Annotated in this window: 15 protein-coding genes and 1 pseudogene; 10 read left to right on the forward strand and 6 right to left on the reverse strand. The window is 55.8% G+C overall.

Annotated elements, in window-relative coordinates:
• Complete coding sequence (locus tag ACT2B1_RS10950) at nucleotides 1-1,152, reverse strand: amidohydrolase (RefSeq protein WP_171210704.1); 1,152 nt, start codon at nucleotides 1,150-1,152, stop codon at nucleotides 1-3.
• Nucleotides 1,149-2,099: a lipoyl synthase gene (gene lipA, locus ACT2B1_RS10955; RefSeq protein WP_171121268.1), complete on the reverse strand. Its 951-nt coding sequence runs from the start codon at nucleotides 2,097-2,099 to the stop codon at nucleotides 1,149-1,151. Before lipA ends, ACT2B1_RS10950 begins: the two co-directional genes overlap by 4 nt.
• A 260-nt stretch (nucleotides 2,100-2,359) precedes the next feature.
• On the opposite strand from lipA, the gene ACT2B1_RS10960 reads away from it, so the two are divergent.
• Nucleotides 2,360-2,908 (forward strand): peroxiredoxin, encoded by a 549-nt coding sequence (locus tag ACT2B1_RS10960; RefSeq protein ID WP_171121267.1) that lies wholly within the window; start codon nucleotides 2,360-2,362, stop codon nucleotides 2,906-2,908.
• 42 nt (nucleotides 2,909-2,950) lie between these two features.
• Here the strand turns inward: ACT2B1_RS10960 and ACT2B1_RS10965 are convergent, their stop codons facing one another.
• Nucleotides 2,951-3,874 carry a hydrogen peroxide-inducible genes activator gene (locus ACT2B1_RS10965; RefSeq protein WP_171239341.1) on the reverse strand — a complete coding sequence of 308 codons (924 nt, stop codon included), beginning with the start codon at nucleotides 3,872-3,874 and terminating at the stop codon, nucleotides 2,951-2,953.
• A 56-nt stretch (nucleotides 3,875-3,930) separates the two neighbouring features.
• Nucleotides 3,931-5,035 (reverse strand): annotated as a pseudogene (locus ACT2B1_RS10970) (DUF6456 domain-containing protein).
• A gap of 241 nt (nucleotides 5,036-5,276) precedes the next feature.
• Between ACT2B1_RS10970 and ACT2B1_RS10975 the strand changes: the two are divergent.
• Complete coding sequence (locus ACT2B1_RS10975; protein WP_171239342.1) at nucleotides 5,277-5,576, forward strand: DUF6477 family protein; 300 nt, start codon at nucleotides 5,277-5,279, stop codon at nucleotides 5,574-5,576.
• 1 nt (nucleotide 5,577) lies between these two features.
• On the opposite strand, the gene ACT2B1_RS10980 is transcribed toward ACT2B1_RS10975, so the two are convergent.
• Entirely contained in the window at nucleotides 5,578-7,122 is a 1,545-nt protein-coding gene (locus tag ACT2B1_RS10980; RefSeq protein ID WP_171121264.1) for a trimethylamine methyltransferase family protein, read from the reverse strand.
• Nucleotides 7,123-7,246: 124 nt separating this feature from the next.
• Nucleotides 7,247-7,696, reverse strand: coding sequence for a GNAT family N-acetyltransferase (locus ACT2B1_RS10985; protein WP_171121263.1), 450 nt, complete (start codon nucleotides 7,694-7,696; stop codon nucleotides 7,247-7,249).
• A 91-nt stretch (nucleotides 7,697-7,787) separates the two neighbouring features.
• On the opposite strand from ACT2B1_RS10985, the gene guaA reads away from it, so the two are divergent.
• The 8 genes from guaA (at nucleotide 7,788) to ppk2 (ending at nucleotide 16,340) form a co-directional block, all read left to right on the forward strand.
• Nucleotides 7,788-9,347 carry a glutamine-hydrolyzing GMP synthase gene (guaA, locus tag ACT2B1_RS10990; protein WP_481667735.1) on the forward strand — a complete coding sequence of 520 codons (1,560 nt, stop codon included), beginning with the start codon at nucleotides 7,788-7,790 and terminating at the stop codon, nucleotides 9,345-9,347.
• A 96-nt stretch (nucleotides 9,348-9,443) separates the two neighbouring features.
• Nucleotides 9,444-10,349: a DMT family transporter gene (locus tag ACT2B1_RS10995; protein ID WP_481667736.1), complete on the forward strand. Its 906-nt coding sequence runs from the start codon at nucleotides 9,444-9,446 to the stop codon at nucleotides 10,347-10,349.
• A gap of 124 nt (nucleotides 10,350-10,473) precedes the next feature.
• The gene (locus tag ACT2B1_RS11000; RefSeq protein WP_171239346.1) at nucleotides 10,474-11,604 is read left to right on the forward strand and encodes an OmpP1/FadL family transporter; all 1,131 of its coding nucleotides are present in this window, start codon (nucleotides 10,474-10,476) and stop codon (nucleotides 11,602-11,604) included.
• Nucleotides 11,605-11,702: 98 nt separating this feature from the next.
• On the forward strand, nucleotides 11,703-12,599 hold the full coding sequence (locus ACT2B1_RS11005) for a DMT family transporter (RefSeq protein ID WP_171239347.1): 897 nt from the start codon (nucleotides 11,703-11,705) through the stop codon (nucleotides 12,597-12,599).
• Nucleotides 12,600-12,648: 49 nt separating this feature from the next.
• Nucleotides 12,649-13,521 (forward strand): ATPase, encoded by an 873-nt coding sequence (locus ACT2B1_RS11010; protein WP_171239348.1) that lies wholly within the window; start codon nucleotides 12,649-12,651, stop codon nucleotides 13,519-13,521.
• A gap of 39 nt (nucleotides 13,522-13,560) precedes the next feature.
• Nucleotides 13,561-14,478: a homoserine O-acetyltransferase MetA gene (metA, locus tag ACT2B1_RS11015; protein ID WP_171121257.1), complete on the forward strand. Its 918-nt coding sequence runs from the start codon at nucleotides 13,561-13,563 to the stop codon at nucleotides 14,476-14,478.
• Nucleotides 14,462-15,421, forward strand: coding sequence for an alpha/beta fold hydrolase (locus ACT2B1_RS11020; RefSeq protein WP_481667737.1), 960 nt, complete (start codon nucleotides 14,462-14,464; stop codon nucleotides 15,419-15,421). Before metA ends, ACT2B1_RS11020 begins: the two co-directional genes overlap by 17 nt.
• A gap of 49 nt (nucleotides 15,422-15,470) precedes the next feature.
• The gene (ppk2, locus tag ACT2B1_RS11025) at nucleotides 15,471-16,340 is read left to right on the forward strand and encodes a polyphosphate kinase 2 (protein ID WP_481667738.1); all 870 of its coding nucleotides are present in this window, start codon (nucleotides 15,471-15,473) and stop codon (nucleotides 16,338-16,340) included.
• The last annotated feature ends 78 nt before the right edge of the window (nucleotides 16,341-16,418 follow it).

Genomic DNA, 16,418 nt, shown 5'->3' on the forward strand with positions numbered 1-16,418 from the left:
CTAGAACACCCCTTCCAGCACTGCGTCTATGGCGCTTAGGAACACGCCGGTTCCTACAGGTATCAAGTCATCCGGAAAATCATAATCCGGGTTGTGCAATTGCGGGTGCGTCCGACCTGCACCCAACCAGAACATGGCCGTCTTTGCACCTTTGGAAAACTGGCCGAAGTCCTCGGAGAATTTCTGTGGGCTTTGGACAAGCTTGCAAGGCACGCCGTACGTCTTGCATGCAGTCTGCAGATATTCGACCGCCTCAGGATGGTTGACGCAGGCTTCAAACACATCGTCGTAAGTGATCTGGCACGCCAACCCATCAGACGCCGCAGCGTCCTGCACCAACGCTTCGGCGTCCGCAATCATCTGATGCATTCTGGCATCCGTCACAGTGCGCAAGGTCACCCATAGCTCTGCTTGTCCAGGTGCAACGCCGAATGTCCGCTCGCCCAAATTCGCATGAGTGACCGTCACCAGCGCAAAATCCTCGTCCAGATCGTCACCGCGGCTTAGGTTGGCCAATTTCGGGACTAGCTCAGACAACGCAAATGCCGGAGACACCCCATCTTGCGGTGCCGCGGCATGTGAGGTTTTCCCGACCAGTGTCACCTTCATTCCGCGAGAGGCACAATTTGCGGGCCCTTCGCACAGTTCGACCGAACCAAGGTCCAATCCCGGCAAGTTGTGAAGAGAAAACACATAATCTGGGGCGATGTTCGAAAAACCAGTTGAATTTCGGAACGCCGCAGCGCCTTTGCCGGTTTCTTCGGCGGGCTGAAAAATCAGCACGACGCGCCCTTTGGAGGGTCTACACCGCTTTAGCGCCTCAGCGACACCCAGCACCATGACCATATGGCCGTCATGCCCACACAAATGGCCATTACCAGCGTTCTGCGACGCGTATTCCGCATTGCTGATCTCTTGAATTGGCAAGCCGTCCAACTCGCAGCGGATGGCGACCGTCGGGCCGGGCCTGTTGCCCTCAAAGACTGCAGCGACTCCATAGCCGCCCAACCCTTGCAAGATACGGTCCGCACCAAGATCGGACAACAAACCGACCACGCGCGCCGAAGTCTCTCGCTCCTGCCCGGATAGTTCGGGGTAGCTGTGAAGATCGCGGCGTAAGACCGTGAGCCGTTCAAGGGCGTCCGGGGTCACCCTTGCTCCAGCATTTTTTGACGCGCATCCCGCAGGCGCGCAAAGTCATCGCCAGCGTGGTAGGACGAGCGGGTCAGCGGCGTTGCCGACACCATCAGGAACCCTTTGCCATAAGCCGCTTTCTCATACGATGAGAACTCTTCCGGTGTTACGAACCTGTCGACGCCGTGGTGCTTCGGCGTGGGTTGCAAGTATTGGCCGATCGTCAAAAAGTCGATGTCCGCCGCGCGCATGTCGTCCATGACCTGCCGCACCTCTTGTTCCTTTTCACCCAGACCAACCATGATGCCGGACTTGGTAAAGATAGACGGGTCAAGCTCTTTCACACGCTGCAAAAGGCGCAAAGAATGGAAATACCGCGCGCCGGGCCGAACCTCGGGATAAAGCCCCGGTACGGTTTCAAGGTTATGGTTAAACACGTCCGGCTTGGCTTCGACCACGACTTCCAAAACCTCGGGCTCACATTTCAGAAAGTCAGGCGTCAGAATTTCGATGGTCGTTTTGGGGGACCGATGACGAATGGCGCGAATAGTTTGCGCAAAATGATCCGCCCCGCCATCCGCAAGATCATCACGATCGACCGAGGTGATGACGACATGGTTCAGACCCAGTTTTTCGACCGCATGGGCAACGCGTCCGGGTTCGAAAACATCCAGATCGTCAGGCCGTCCCGTCGCGATATTGCAGAAGGTGCAGCCGCGCGTGCAAATTTCGCCCATGATCATCATGGTGGCGTGGCCCTGGCTCCAGCATTCGCCGACGTTCGGGCAACCGGCTTCTTCGCAGACGGTGACAAGGTTGTTGTCCCGCATAATCTTGCGGGTATCGGCATAGCCCTTGCCGCCCGGTGCTTTGACGCGAATCCAACTGGGCTTTTTGGGCTGCGCGTTGTCCGGGCGATGCGCCTTTTCAGGGTGACGTTGTTCGGGGATCTTCAGATCACGCACGGCTGGCTTTCCTGACTTTGGGTCAATTTGCTTTGCTCTAACATAGTACGTCAAACTGTACCATGCCACCGACACATACCTGACATGCAACATAGTATCTGCTTTTCGGAAACGTAGAACATATGAACAATCCTGGGCAAATTATGGACGTTCTCTCAATAACCTCGGGGAATTCGCGGTTGCAGCAATTCTGACGTTGAAGCCAATTTAGAACTATTTTAAATACGTGCCAAATCATCATGAATCACAGGAGCTTGTTGATGAAAACCGGCACAAAATTACCTGCTGTCACCTTCCACACCCGCGTTCGCGATGAGGCCGTCGAAGGGCCAAATCCATATCGCTGGGAAGACAAAACCACAGCGGACTTTTTCTCGGGCAAGCGGGTCATCCTGTTTTCCCTGCCGGGCGCGTTTACGCCAACATGCTCGACCTATCAGCTTCCGGGGTTCGAAAACGGTTTTGCCGACTTTGCGGAAAAGGGAATCGACGCCATTTACTGCATGTCTGTGAATGACAGCTTTGTCATGAACAAATGGGCGCAGGATCAAGGCCTGAAGAACGTAAAGGTCATTCCTGATGGTTCCGGGGAATTCACCCGGAAAATGGGCATGTTGGTCGACAAGGACAACCTTGGTTTCGGAATGCGGTCTTGGCGTTACGCTGCCATTGTCAATGACGGCGTGGTCGAGGCTTGGTTTGAAGAACCAGGCTTGATGGACAACTGCCCCGAAGATCCTTACGGCGTGTCATCGCCCGATAACCTGATGAAGCATCTGGATGAGGCGAAAGAACCCGCCCTCGCTTAATCGCATAAGCTCAAAGATTAAGACCCGTCCCGGCGGGTCTTACTATTTTCGCGTCCCAGCAACGATGTCTTCGCCAACCTGACGTATGACATCCGCGAGACTGTCGAACCAATCTTCTGCGCTGGTGGACATACGACGCACCAGACCGATTGTTCGGAATGGTTGGGGCGCACCGAAACGCTGCAGCTTTAGGCCGGGAACGGCCTCAGTCTCGGCGCGGGCGGCAAGTTCGGGCATCAGCGTCAGGCCAAACCCCTCGGCGACCAGCCGGGACAAGGTGGCCAGCGAAGACGCACCCATGTTGATCAACCCACTGCTTCGATCCTGTCCACACACCTCCAACGCCTGATCCGTTAGGCAATGACCGTCATCCAGCAGCATGAGTTGTGTCGCCTGCAGATCCAATGGATGCAGCGCCTCAGGGTGTTGCGGCATAGACTGTAGCCGCCCGGCGCTGCCCGCCAACAGAAAGCGGTCTTCGAATAACGGAAGCTCAAACAACTCGGAGCCTCCAGCCGGCAGTGCCAACAATCCGGCATCAACCTCACCCGCGCGAAGCATCGAGAGCAGTCTTTCTGTCCTTGCCTCTCGTATCTGAACCTTCAGAGAAACATCCGCCGCGCGAAGCCCGGCAAGAACCCCAGGCAGCAGGTACGGAGCAATTGTTGGAATTATCCCAATCGAAAGCGATCTATGGCCACCCGACTGATCCTTTGCAAATTGATCCAGCCGATCCGCAGCCCCCAGAACCTGCCGTGCATAGTCCAGCACATCCCGTCCCAACGGGGTCAGCAGAATATCGCGGGCTTGCCGTTCAAACAGCGTTCCGCCAAGTGTCTCTTCCAACGCCTTGATCTGAACGGACAAAGCGGGTTGCGAAACATGGCAGACCTGCGCAGCCCTGCCAAAATTCCGCTGTTCCGCCACGGCGTTAAAATACTGCAATTGCCTAAGGGTAAAATTCATAACCTTTGATTATCATATCGCGCCAGACCCGCAAGGCAGAACTATCGCTGGTCCGATCACCCTATAAGTCGGTTTTGTTCAGCCTTTTCCTCATAGTGTCGTTTGAGCCTTTGAAGTGCGATCCGCAGTACGATTTTTCCGGACCGGGCAGACCACCCCATCCGCTTTTCTGCCAATTCCAACCCTTCAAGATAACAACAACAACGCAATGCAACGTCACTTAATCCGGGGCCAAGATCGGAAAGGGCACTCTCAACCCGATTACGGGCATCCGATGACCCGCAACCATCACCGCTATGGTTCCCAAAGCTGCCGCGCCCTCCGGCGGTCAGGAAGTGATCCCAGTTCTGCGCGACCCTTGGCCCGACTTGCGCCAACTCAAAATCCTCCCGCAGGCGTTCTCCGGCGCTGACCAGCGTTTCGTCCAGAAACGGCTTTCCGTCCCGATCACGTCGGCGCGCCAGCCCGATCAATGGGCTTTCCGCGACACTGTAGCGAATTCTGCGGGGTCGATCCCCCGCCCCCCCCAGCCTGAGCCTGTGCAGTCATTGGCTGGAACGGAGTTTGCGCCTCGGACATCCCGAGTTCATTGCGTGTCCGCGCCCGGTTTTCCACCTCGGCCATCAACTGACTCAGCGCGGTTCGTCCGGCAGAAGAGATACGGTACCGTGAGATACGGCCCGGATTATCACAGGCAATCCAGTCCTTTAGGGCAAGCGCCTGAGCAACCCTGCAATCGACGACAGCCGTTCGTGTGCTTCCCTGATCGCCCGTGCCACGAACGACCACGGCTTTGTCCATATCTTTGGCGAAGGCTAAGACTGACCCGGTCTCGCAAAGCCGTCGCAGAACTCTTAGTGCCTCACGCTCAAATTCTTCTTCAGCTGCGGCGATGTCATCGCCCCGAAGGCCAGACAATGGTTCATCTTTGGCCGCGTTTTCCGAAAAATGCTCGGCAGCCAAAGATTGCAGCGCGGCATCCACCAATGGATCGTCCCGACGCGACTCGATACGTCGTATCTGCCTGAGTATGGTTGACGCATGGCACCCTGCTGACCGCGCAATGTCGCGGATCGACTGTCCGGTTTCGGTATGCGCAAGATACCGCTGCGCCCCTTCGGGAACCCAAGCCGGAATGGTGAAAGCCATGTTATTTTCCATAGTTAGTTGCCCTCGTAGACAATGCAATTCTGTTCTCTATCGCCCCCGGTGAATTTGTTAACCAATTCTAACTAGAGTCGCTTTCGTTACTCGTTCGTTAACCAGCGAGGACAAGAACCAGATTTGTTTTAAAAACATAAACACTCATGAAGTCAGAGTTCGGCCAGACCGTGGCTGAGGCAACACACGCTTAGGTTGTGTGACACGCAGGGCAACTGCCACACTGCAATGGAACTTTGAAATGCAAGACCTGATGACAATGATCTCGACCCTACGCCGCCCGCGCCTGTTGGCCCGCGCTGCAAAGCACGGCGCGCAAGACTATGATCGGGATCGTCATCTACAGCGAATTTTGGGATATGGCTCATTGCCCGGAAACGGGGCGGCCCTCGTTCGCTTGATAGAGATGGAGAAAGAAGCCAACGCGCAAAGAATGGCCGAAGACGCTGCCTATTCTCTGGTTCGGCATCTGGATATTTTGATCGCGCTACTGGGAGAGGCGCAACTGTTCAAAGCCAGTCGCGCCCCTCAATATCACTGACTTAGGTAAAGGCGTCCGGCATGGATGCCTTTTTCTTTTCAATGTACTCGTTCAGAGCGGCATGGACGCCTGGGTCGAGCTGCGGTTGCTGATAGTTGGCCAGCAAGTGTTCGACCCGCGACGTCGCCAGTTGACGCGTGTCACGACCGCCCTCGTCTTCCCAGGTTTCGAACGGCTTGTAATCCAGCAGATCGGACTTCCAGAACGCCTCTTTGAAGTTGGCCTGCGTATGAGCGCATCCCAGATAGTGTCCTCCGGGGCCGACTTCGCGGATAGCATCCATGGCCTGCGCGTTTTCATCATAGGCCACGCCTTTGGCGATACCGTGCAGAACGCCCAATTGGTCGGCATCCATGACGAACTTTTCAAAGTCGGCCACCAGACCGCCCTCCAGCCAGCCGCAGGAATGCAGCATGAAGTTCACGCCGGACATCAGACCCATGTTCAGCGAGTTCGCGGTTTCATACGCGGCCTGTGCGTCCGGCAGCTTTGAGCCGCAGAACGAGCCCGCCGATCGGAACGGCAGCCCCAGACGACGTGCCAGCTGGCCCGCGCCGTAGGTGACCATAGACGCCTCGGGTGTCCCAAAGGTCGGCGCACCCGAGTTCATGTCGATCGACGACACGAACGCACCAAAGATTGCAGGCGCACCCGGACGGATGATCTGGCTATAGGCTACACCAGCCAGAACTTCGGCCAGAACCTGCGTCAGCGTTCCAGCGACCGAGACCGGCGCCATCGCGCCACCCACAATAAAGGGCGAAATGATGCAGGCCTGATTGTTGGCCGCGTAGACTTCCAAAGAGCCCATCATCACATCATCGAAGGTCATCGGCGAGTTGATGTTGGTCAGCGACGTCATGACCGTGTTTTCCTGCACGAATTCCTTGCCGAACAGGATCTCGCACATCTCAACCGAATCCTGCGCGCGTGACGGATCTGTAACGGATCCCATGAACGGTTTGTCCGACAGGGTCATATGCGCCATCAGCATGTCGAGGTGACGCTTGTTCACCGGGATGTCGGTGGGTTCGCAGACTGTCCCGCCCGAGTGATGCAGCCACTTGGACATATAAGCCAGCTTCACGAACTTGTTGAAATCGTCCATGGTCGCATAGCGACGGCCACCCTGCGCATCACGCACGAAGGGCGGGCCATAGACCGGGGCCAGAACCAGATTACGGCCACCGATGACCACCGATTTCTCGGGGTTGCGTGCGTGCTGGGTGAACTCGCTGGGGGCGGTCTTGATCAGCTCGCGCGCAAGACCTCGGGGGATGCGGACACGCTCGCCATCCACATCTGCACCCGCATCCTTCCAACGCTCCAGTGCGGCGGGGTTGTCGACAAAGTTGACACCGACCTCGGCCAGAATGGTTTCGGCGTTGGTTTCGATGATCTGCAACGCTTCTTCGTTCAGAACTTCGAAGTTCGGAATATTGCGTTCGATGTATTTTGCCGTTTCGATTCGTACCGCGGTGCGCTCGGCGCGGCGGGCAGCGCCACCGCCACCTCTCGCCCTGCGCCGGGTGTTTGCCTCAGCCATGTGAAGATCCCGTGTGTTGGTTGGTTTGAGAATTCTGTTACAGGAGCTGACAGGGGCAAAGCATATAAATTACGGCGCTACAGGTGAAAAAGCGACATTTCCGTTGAGCGCACCAGTTAGCTGATTAGGGCGACTTTGATATAGACTTACCCAATAGTAATCTGTTTTCGCTTTGTTTTTCCACGTTCCAACCCAGATGTTGGTACATGGACACCGTGGAATGCATCAAACGGTGAGTCCGCAGCGTGAGGCGCGATATTCCCCTGTCGCGCGCAACGCTTTCTGCTTGGTCCAGCAATCGTCCCGCGATCCCTCGGCCTTGTGCGTTGGGTGCCACCGCAAGATTGAATATCATCACTGCATCGTCCACTTGCCCAAAAACGATGTATCCAACGATTTCAGCATTCATCTCGGCCACAACCCCGCCATGGGACCGGATGTCATCGGCCACACCCCCTGTTACATCCGGCAGATCCGGAATATCGCGCAATGCGGGTGCATAAGCGGCGGCGAGACAATTCGTGACCTTGCCTACATCAGCAAGAGTGGCTTTTCGCAACGTGATCTCTGACATGTAAGATCCTATTGGCGTTATCCTGAGGCACAATTGCACAAATGATGTCATTGCGCTTGCACATGCAAGGCTTGCGACCTAATAGCCAACCATGACCCAGGACACCCATGACCGCCTTCTGATCATCGACTTCGGCAGCCAGGTAACGCAGCTTATTGCGCGACGCCTTCGTGAGCTGAACGTCTATTGCGAAATCCACCCCTACCAGAATGTCACGATGGACTTTGTGCGCAAGATGGCGCCAAAAGCTGTGATTTTCTCGGGCGGCCCCGACAGCGTAACGCGCGAGGGTTCACCGCGCGCCCCGCAAGAGATTTTCGACTATGGCGTGCCGATTTTGGGCATCTGCTATGGCCAGCAGGTGATGATGCACCAATTGGGTGGCAAGGTCGAAAGCGGCCACGGCACCGCCGAATTCGGTCGTGCTTTTGTCACACCCAAGGGCAAATTGGACATTCTAGATGGCTGGTTTTCCGAGGGTGACGAGCAGGTCTGGATGAGCCACGGTGATCACGTCAGCGAAATCGCACCGGGTTTTGAGGTGTTCGGCACCTCGCCCAACGCGCCTTTTGCGATCACTGCCGACAGCACACGCCACTTCTATGCCGTTCAGTTCCACCCCGAGGTGCATCACACCCCCAAAGGCGCGAAACTGTACGAGAATTTCGTCAAACTGGCCGGGTTCAAGGGTGACTGGACGATGGGTGCCTATCGTGACGAGATGATCCGCAAAATACGCGAGCAGGTGGGCGACAAAAAGGTCATCTGCGGGTTGTCTGGCGGCGTCGACAGCTCGGTCGCGGCGATCCTGATCCATGAGGCGATCGGAGATCAGTTGACCTGTGTGTTCGTCGATCACGGCCTGCTGCGCAAGAACGAGGCCCAGGAAGTCGTCGGCATGTTCCGCGACAACTACAACATCCAACTGATCCACGCTGACGAAAGCGAGTTGTTCCTTGGCGAACTCGAAGGCCAGTCCGACCCCGAGACTAAGCGCAAGATCATCGGCAAGCTGTTTATCGACGTGTTCCAGAAACATGCCGACACTATCGACGGGGCCGAGTTCCTGGCGCAGGGCACGCTCTACCCCGATGTCATTGAATCGGTGTCCTTTTCCGGCGGCCCGTCGGTCACGATCAAGTCGCACCACAATGTCGGCGGCCTGCCCGAGAAAATGGGCCTGAAACTGGTCGAACCCCTGCGCGAACTGTTCAAGGACGAGGTCCGCGCTTTGGGCCGCGAACTGGGCCTGCCATCCAGCTTCATCGGCCGACACCCCTTCCCCGGCCCTGGTCTGGCGATCCGTTGCCCCGGTGAAATCACCCGCGAGAAACTGGACATCCTGCGCGAGGCGGATGCCGTCTATATCGACCAGATTCGCAAGCACGGCCTTTATGATGAGATCTGGCAGGCTTTCGTGGCCATCCTGCCGGTGCGCACCGTGGGCGTGATGGGGGACGGACGCACATATGATTACGCCTGCGCGCTTCGGGCAGTGACGTCGGTGGACGGCATGACCGCCGATTATTACCCCTTCACCCACGAATTCCTTGGTGAAACCGCCACGCGGATTATCAACGAGGTCAAAGGCATCAATCGGTGCACATATGATATCACCTCAAAACCACCCGGAACGATCGAGTGGGAATGAAACAAAAAGCCGGGCTCTGTCCCGGCTTTTTTATTTAACTTCACCCAGAAACCCATAGGTTTCATGTCAGAAACCACGATTCCTTCAGGCTGGTGAATGGACAGTAGTAAACCTCAGATCGGAAAGGCTGCGCTCTGGATGACGGGGGCCATTGCGTCCTTCTCGTCAATGGCAATCGCGGGCCGTGAGTTGAGCGTGACGCACGACACGTTTGAAATCATGTTTTACCGCAGCCTTGTTGGAATCGTCGTCGTGTCCTTGGTTCTAACTCTGTCCGGCACGTGGCATCACGTTACCACCAAGCGCATTGGCCTGCATTGTGTGCGAAATGTCATGCATTTCACCGGGCAAAACCTGTGGTTTTATGCCGTTACGGTTATTCCTTTGGCGCAGGTTTTCGCGCTTGAGTTTACGCAACCGATCTGGGTCATTCTTCTTTCTCCTTTGCTACTGGGGGAAAGGCTGACAACCGTAAGGGTAATGTCGGCACTTATCGGGTTCGCGGGTATCCTAATCGTCGCCCGCCCCGGAGCCGCCCCCCTGAGTACCGGCCTGATTACTGCAGCTCTTTCAGCAGTGTTCTTTGCACTCACGACAATATCGACAAAGAAACTAACCCAATTCGCCAGTATTGGATGCATCATGTTCTGGCTGACTATCATTCAGGCCATTCTGGGTTTGGTGGCATCTGGGATAGACGGACAAATCGCTTTGCCATCGGCACAAACGGCTCCGTTTTTGCTGTTGGTTGGTCTGGCGGGGCTGCTTGCCCACTATTGTATAACGAACGCTTTGGCGATTGCTCCGGCGACTGTCGTGGTGCCTTTTGACTTTGCGCGACTGCCGACAATCGCGATCGTCGGTATGATTCTCTACCAAGAACCGCTTGACCAATGGACCCTTCTGGGCGCTGCCGTGATCTTCTCAGGTATCCTTATGAATGTTCACGCCGAAAATCGTAACCGATTAGCAACACTCCCCGGCGACCAGCCAAACAAGTAACGCACCGTCACCTGTTGACGATAAGGTAAAGCATCAGAGAATAACGAGCATCATGTAGGTGGTCAGCCTTATCCACTCAAGCACTAGTGCTGACCGAACAAGTGACCTTTGAGGGAGGAACTAGATGAAAAAAGCGCTTCTACAGGCGTGCGCTGTGTGCGTTGGTGCTACTGGGGCCTATGCTGGCGGTTTGGACCGCAGCGGCCAGGGCGTCAACATTCTGTTCGAAGAAGGCAATGTTGTTCAGTTGCGGCTTGGCTACGCTGACCCGGACGTGAGCGGGTCGCAGAATGGCGTTCCGTCCGGCAACGTGGCAAACAGCTTCTTTTCGCCGGGCCTTGCGTACAAGCATTCGTTCAATGACCGTCTGGATTTTGCGGTCATCTACGACGAGCCGTTCGGTGCGGATGTCAGCTATCCCAGCGCCTATCCGCTGTCGCAAAACCCGCTTGCTATTGCAGGCGGACGCAACAACGACGTCCTGCGCGCCGAAGCTGACGTAGACGCAATTACTGCGCTGCTTCGCTACAAGTTCGATGGCGGTTTCAGCGCCATTGGTGGTATCCGTGGCCAGCGTGCAGATGCGTCCGTTGCGGTCCCTGCTGCTGCTGGGTATTCGTTTGATCCCGGCGCCGAAGTTGACTTCGGCTATGTTGTCGGTGTCGCATGGGAACGCCCTGAGATCGCGGCGCGTGTCTCGCTGGTCTACAACTCGAAGATCACGCACGACTTCACCGGCACCGAGACCTTCAACTTGCGCCCACCGCCGGTTCCTGCCCCGCTTGTTTCGGTTTCTTCCGAAACCGAGGTAGAAACACCGCAATCGGTCAACCTGGACTTTCAGACAGGTGTTGCACCCAAGACTCTGGTCTTTGGATCGGTCCGTTGGGTTGACTGGCCGCAAACGGTTCTGGCTCCGCCAAGCTATGTTGCAATCACCGGTTCTAACCTTGTGGATTACGAAGACGATACCTTCACCTACACGCTGGGCGTAGGCTATCAGTTCTCCGAAGCATTCTCGGGGGCCGTTTCCGTTGGTTACGAAACTTCGACTGACGCACTGGTCTCCAACCTGGGCCCGACTGACGGGTTCTGGAGCCTTGGTCTGGGCGGCACATACTCGTTCGAGCAGGCGCAGATTTCGGGCGGTATCCGCTACACCGACATTGGTGATGCGACGACCACCACCGGCGGTCAGTTCTCGGGCAACTCAGCCTGGAGTGTTGGTCTGCAGCTGACCTACGCTCTGAACTGATCAAGCGTCAAACGATCTGAATAGAGGCCTCGCCAATCGGCGGGGCCTTTTCGCATGTTTCGGGTCGCGTTTCCTTCGGCTGAATGCGAAACATCAGCATGGCACCGCAGAAACGCATATCCACTCAGGCTTGGGCCGAGCTTTTGTTGCTTGGGCTGATCTGGGGCGCATCCTTTGTTTCTATCAGGATTGCGCTGGACACCATTCCCGTCATGACTTCGGTTCTTCATCGTGTCCTGTGGGCGATGTTGGCACTTTGGATCGTCGTATGGATCAAAGGAACAAAAATCCCGAATAACCCGCGTATCTGGGGCGCGTTTCTGGTTATGGGGCTTCTGAATAACGCGATACCCTTTACCTTGATGGCATGGGGGCAGTTGCATATCGAAACGGGCCTGACCTCGATCCTGAATGCGGCGACAGCGATCTTTGGCGTATTGATCGCGGCCATGTTCTTCAAAGATGAAAAACTGACTCAGGGTCGTGCCCTGGGCGTGGGGCTGGGCTTTACGGGCGTGGCGATTGCTATTGGGCTAAACAACTTCACCAAATTCGATCTGCAAAGTGCCGCACAACTGGCGATCATCGCTGGCGCAATCTCATATGCATTGGCCGGTGCATGGGCCCGAAAGACTTTGTCTGGCCTCCCACCGATTGTTGCGGCAGCGGGAATGCTTACAAGCTCAACCATCGTTATCCTGCCGATAACACTTGCAGTTGATGGTGTTCCATCGCTGGCGTTGCCCGCATCAACTTGGCTGGCCATCGCGTATTACGCGCTGATTGCCACGGCGGGCGCATATCTGTTGTATTACCGCGTACTGGCCATGGCAGGTGCTGGAAACCTATTGCTAGTAACCCTCATAATCCCGCCCGTGGCGATTGTTTTGGGCGCAATCCTTCGGGATGAAACCTTGCAGCCTCAGGCCTATGCGGGGTTCGCCGTGCTCGCGCTGGGGCTGCTGATACTCAACCGCTCATCCACTCCTGATTGACGCCGCCCCCTGCCCCATTTAGCAAGGTCGCAAAAAGGGATAGCGGACCATGATCTACAGCTCGGCAAAAGAGTGGCGCGAGGCGGCAAGAAAGAAGGTGCTGTTTTTCGGCATGTCGGGCCTTGGCAAGACCTATGTTTCCAATGTCCTGCGTGATTCTGGCGACTGGTTCCACTACTCGATCGATTACCGTATCGGAACGCGATACATGGGCGAGTACATCGCAGACAATGCCAAAGCGCAGGCCATGAAAGTGCCGTTTCTGCGCGACCTTCTGCTGTCGGACTCAATCTATATCGGCTCGAACATCACGTTTGAAAACCTAACTCCGGTTGCCGCTTATCTCGGCAAACCGGGTGATCCGGCGCTGGGCGGGCTGGAACTGTCAGAATATCGCCGCAGGCAGGAACAGTTTCGCATGGCCGAGATTCACGCCCTTTTGGATACGGAATACTTCATCGACCGCGCAGAACGCCTGTATCAGTACCCTCATTTCATTTGCGACACGGGTGGTTCGATCTGTGAGTGGGTTGATCCAAACGACCCTCGTGATCAGGTCTTATCCGAATTGTCACGCCAGACACTGATGATCTGGCTAAAGGGCGACGAGGAACATACAGCCGAGCTGATCCGCCGTTTTGACAAGGCCCCCAAACCGATGTCCTACCAGCCCGAATTCCTTACACGGGTCTGGGAGGAATATTTGGATGAACACGGGTGCCAGCCCGCGCAAGTTGACCCGGATGCCTTCGTCCGATGGACCTATGCGCGCGCGCTTGCACATCGGCAGCCGCGCTATCAGGCGATGGCCGACAATTGGGGTGTATCCATCTCGGCTAAAGACATGCACGACGTCAGAGATGCCTCTGATTTCGACGAGTTGATCGAACGCACCCTTGAGACACGCCCAAACCGCGCTTAACTATCGCTCTTACACAATAATTCTAAAGGCTAGCACCTGATGCCAATCAAGATTCCCGCCGACCTGCCCGCATTTGACGTCCTCACCAATGAGGGCGTCATGGTCATGGCCGAGGATCAGGCTATGCGTCAGGATATTCGCCCCTTGCGCATCGGGCTGTTGAACTTGATGCCCAAGAAAATCCAGACGGAAAACCAGTTTGCCCGTCTAATCGGCGCGACCCCATTGCAGATTGATCTGTCGCTGATCCGCATGACCGAGCATCGGACCAAAACCACAGCAGCCGAACACATGGCCGAGTTTTATCGCCCGTTTCAGGAGGTCAAGGATCAGAAATTCGATGGCCTGATCATCACTGGCGCACCAATCGAACATCTGGAGTTTCAGGATGTGACGTATTGGGACGAAATCAGCGAAGTGTTCGACTGGACACAAACCAACGTACACTCGACCTTTGGCGTTTGCTGGGGTGGGATGGCGATGATCAACCACTTCCATGACGTCAAAAAACACATGCTGGACGCCAAGGCTTTCGGGTGCTTCCGGCATCGAAACTTGGACTCGGCCTCGCCGTTTCTTCGTGGATTTTCAGACGATTGCGTGATCCCTGTCAGCCGCTGGACCGAAATGAAACAGGATGAGATTGACAGTGCTGAGGGACTGAAGACCTTGCTGGGCAGCGAAGAAGTTGGTCCCTGCCTTGTCGAGGACCCCGCGCACCGCGCAATCTACATTTTCAATCACTTCGAATATGACAGTGACACGCTAAAGCAGGAATATGATCGTGACGTAGCGAGCGGCGCGCCCATCAATGTGCCAAAGAACTACTATCCGGATGACGATCCAAGCCAATCTCCGCAGAACCGGTGGCGTAGCCACGCGCATCTGCTCTATGGCAACTGGATCAATGAGATCTATCAGTCGACCCCATTCGATATGAATGCAATTGGCCGTTAAAACCGTCATAACCCTCGGGCTGTTCCTATCTGGCCTTACACTATTAACGGCTTGGCGCGCGTCACAAAACGAAGCGCGCGCCGAAGTATCCTTCCCGCCCGAAGGACAGATTGTCGATGTGGACGGCATCCCAATCCATGCGGTCGTGATGGGGCAAGGCCCGGATGTGGTTCTGATCCATGGGTCCAGCGGGAATACGCGAGATATGACGTTTGCGTTGGCTCCGATTTTGGCTGAAAACTTCCGGGTGATCGTTTTTGACCGCCCCGGTCTTGGCTATAGCGGAAGCTTTAACCCCGACGGGGAAACGATTGAAGAACAAGCAGAAATCCTTCAGAAAGCTGCCGCGCTGCTTGGCGCAGACAAACCGATTGTTGCCGGTCAGAGTTATGGCGGTTCAGTCTCGCTTGCATGGGCCGTTACACGTCCGGACAATATCGCGGGTTTGGTCCTGATCGCCCCCGCCGCGATCCCGTGGGAAACCCCGCTGGATGGGTTCAACAGGCTCGCGTCAACTTCGGCAGGCAACACACTGGCTTTGCCTTTGATCAGCGCATTTGTGCCGGACTGGTATGTAGAAAAAGCGCTTGATCAGGTTTTTGCCCCTCAGTCCGCACCAGACGGCTACGCCAGCCACTTTGGGCCCGGCCTGACCATTCGCCGAGCGTCGATGCATGCAAATGCCAAACAGCGCTCAAATCTTCTTGAAGAAATCCGCGCCCTGCAACCGCGTTACATAGACATTTCCGTTCCTACCGAGATTGTGCATGGAACTGCGGACGATACAGTTGGGCTGGGGTGGCACTCCGAGCGCCTGATTGAACAAATCCCCGGCGCCGAATTGATCGAACTGCCGGGAATTGGACACATGCCACAAGTGGTCGCCGCGCCTGAAGTGGCCGAAGCCATCGACCGGGCGGCTCAACGGGCGGGTTTGCGTTAAAGCCTCGGCTAATCCATAGTAGGAATTGGATTTTATCGAGAGGTAGTTCATGGCCCGGTCTGAAAAAGGTTCCATCGAAAAGTACTTCCGCAAAGACGCTCCTAAGGACGTTCGATCCGCTATCGAGAAAGCAGATAAGGATGACATCCTGAATCCCGGCTTTCCATATGACGAGCGAATGAAGCGCAAAGAATATGAAAAACAGATGGAGGCGTTGCAGATTGAATTGGTCAAGATGCAATCTTGTGTGAAGGAAACCGAACGCCGGATCGCTATCATTTTCGAAGGGCGCGACGCGGCGGGCAAAGGCGGCACGATCAAACGCTTTCGAGAAAACCTAAACCCTCGGGGCGCCAGAAACGTTGCCCTTAGCAAACCCTCTGATCAAGAACGCAGCCAATGGTATTTCCAACGATATATCCCGCACCTGCCCGCAGCTGGAGAAATCGTGTTCTTCGACCGAAGTTGGTATAATCGTGGTGTCGTCGAGAACGTATTTGGGTTTTGCACCCCGGAAGAACGCGAAAGGTTCTTTCGACAGGTTTTGCCGCTGGAAACCAGTCTGATCAACGACGGAATTCATCTGTTCAAGTTCTGGCTGAATGTGGGACGGGCCGAGCAGCTTAACCGGTTCTTGTCCCGCGAGACTGACCCGTTGAAACAATGGAAACTCAGCCCGATTGATATTCAGGGACTTGGTAAATGGGATGAATACAGCCAGTCGATCTCGGAAACCCTGACGCGCAGCCACACCGAACAGTGCCCGTGGACCATCGTGCGATCGGATGACAAGAAACGTGCGCGCCTTGCCGCCATTCGAACCGTTCTACACGCCTTGGACTATGACGAGAAAGACGTCAAAGCCATAGGCGAGGTCGACACGAAAATCTGCGGCGGCCCCGAAATCTGGGATTCGTGATGAAATTCACGTGTCTCCAACGCGATAGACATTGGACGAAGGCGCCAACTCGGATTATGTCAAGTTTCGCCCATTCAC

Source organism: Ruegeria sp. S263 (assembly GCF_056780525.1).

What these genes read in the sequence shown, in the direction of transcription:
- ACT2B1_RS10960 (WP_171121267.1), top strand. Translation starts at nt 2,360, where the DNA reads ATGAAAACCGGCACAAAATTACCTGCTGTCACCTTCCACACCCGCGTT.
- ACT2B1_RS10965 (WP_171239341.1), bottom strand. Translation starts at nt 3,874, where the DNA reads ATGAATTTTACCCTTAGGCAATTGCAGTATTTTAACGCCGTGGCGGAA.
- ACT2B1_RS10975 (WP_171239342.1), top strand. Translation starts at nt 5,277, where the DNA reads ATGCAAGACCTGATGACAATGATCTCGACCCTACGCCGCCCGCGCCTG.
- ACT2B1_RS10980 (WP_171121264.1), bottom strand. Translation starts at nt 7,122, where the DNA reads ATGGCTGAGGCAAACACCCGGCGCAGGGCGAGAGGTGGCGGTGGCGCT.
- ACT2B1_RS10985 (WP_171121263.1), bottom strand. Translation starts at nt 7,696, where the DNA reads ATGTCAGAGATCACGTTGCGAAAAGCCACTCTTGCTGATGTAGGCAAG.
- guaA (WP_481667735.1), top strand. Translation starts at nt 7,788, where the DNA reads ATGACCCAGGACACCCATGACCGCCTTCTGATCATCGACTTCGGCAGC.
- ACT2B1_RS10995 (WP_481667736.1), top strand. Translation starts at nt 9,444, where the DNA reads ATGGACAGTAGTAAACCTCAGATCGGAAAGGCTGCGCTCTGGATGACG.
- ACT2B1_RS11000 (WP_171239346.1), top strand. Translation starts at nt 10,474, where the DNA reads ATGAAAAAAGCGCTTCTACAGGCGTGCGCTGTGTGCGTTGGTGCTACT.
- ACT2B1_RS11005 (WP_171239347.1), top strand. Translation starts at nt 11,703, where the DNA reads ATGGCACCGCAGAAACGCATATCCACTCAGGCTTGGGCCGAGCTTTTG.
- ACT2B1_RS11010 (WP_171239348.1), top strand. Translation starts at nt 12,649, where the DNA reads ATGATCTACAGCTCGGCAAAAGAGTGGCGCGAGGCGGCAAGAAAGAAG.
- metA (WP_171121257.1), top strand. Translation starts at nt 13,561, where the DNA reads ATGCCAATCAAGATTCCCGCCGACCTGCCCGCATTTGACGTCCTCACC.
- ACT2B1_RS11020 (WP_481667737.1), top strand. Translation starts at nt 14,462, where the DNA reads ATGCAATTGGCCGTTAAAACCGTCATAACCCTCGGGCTGTTCCTATCT.
- ppk2 (WP_481667738.1), top strand. Translation starts at nt 15,471, where the DNA reads ATGGCCCGGTCTGAAAAAGGTTCCATCGAAAAGTACTTCCGCAAAGAC.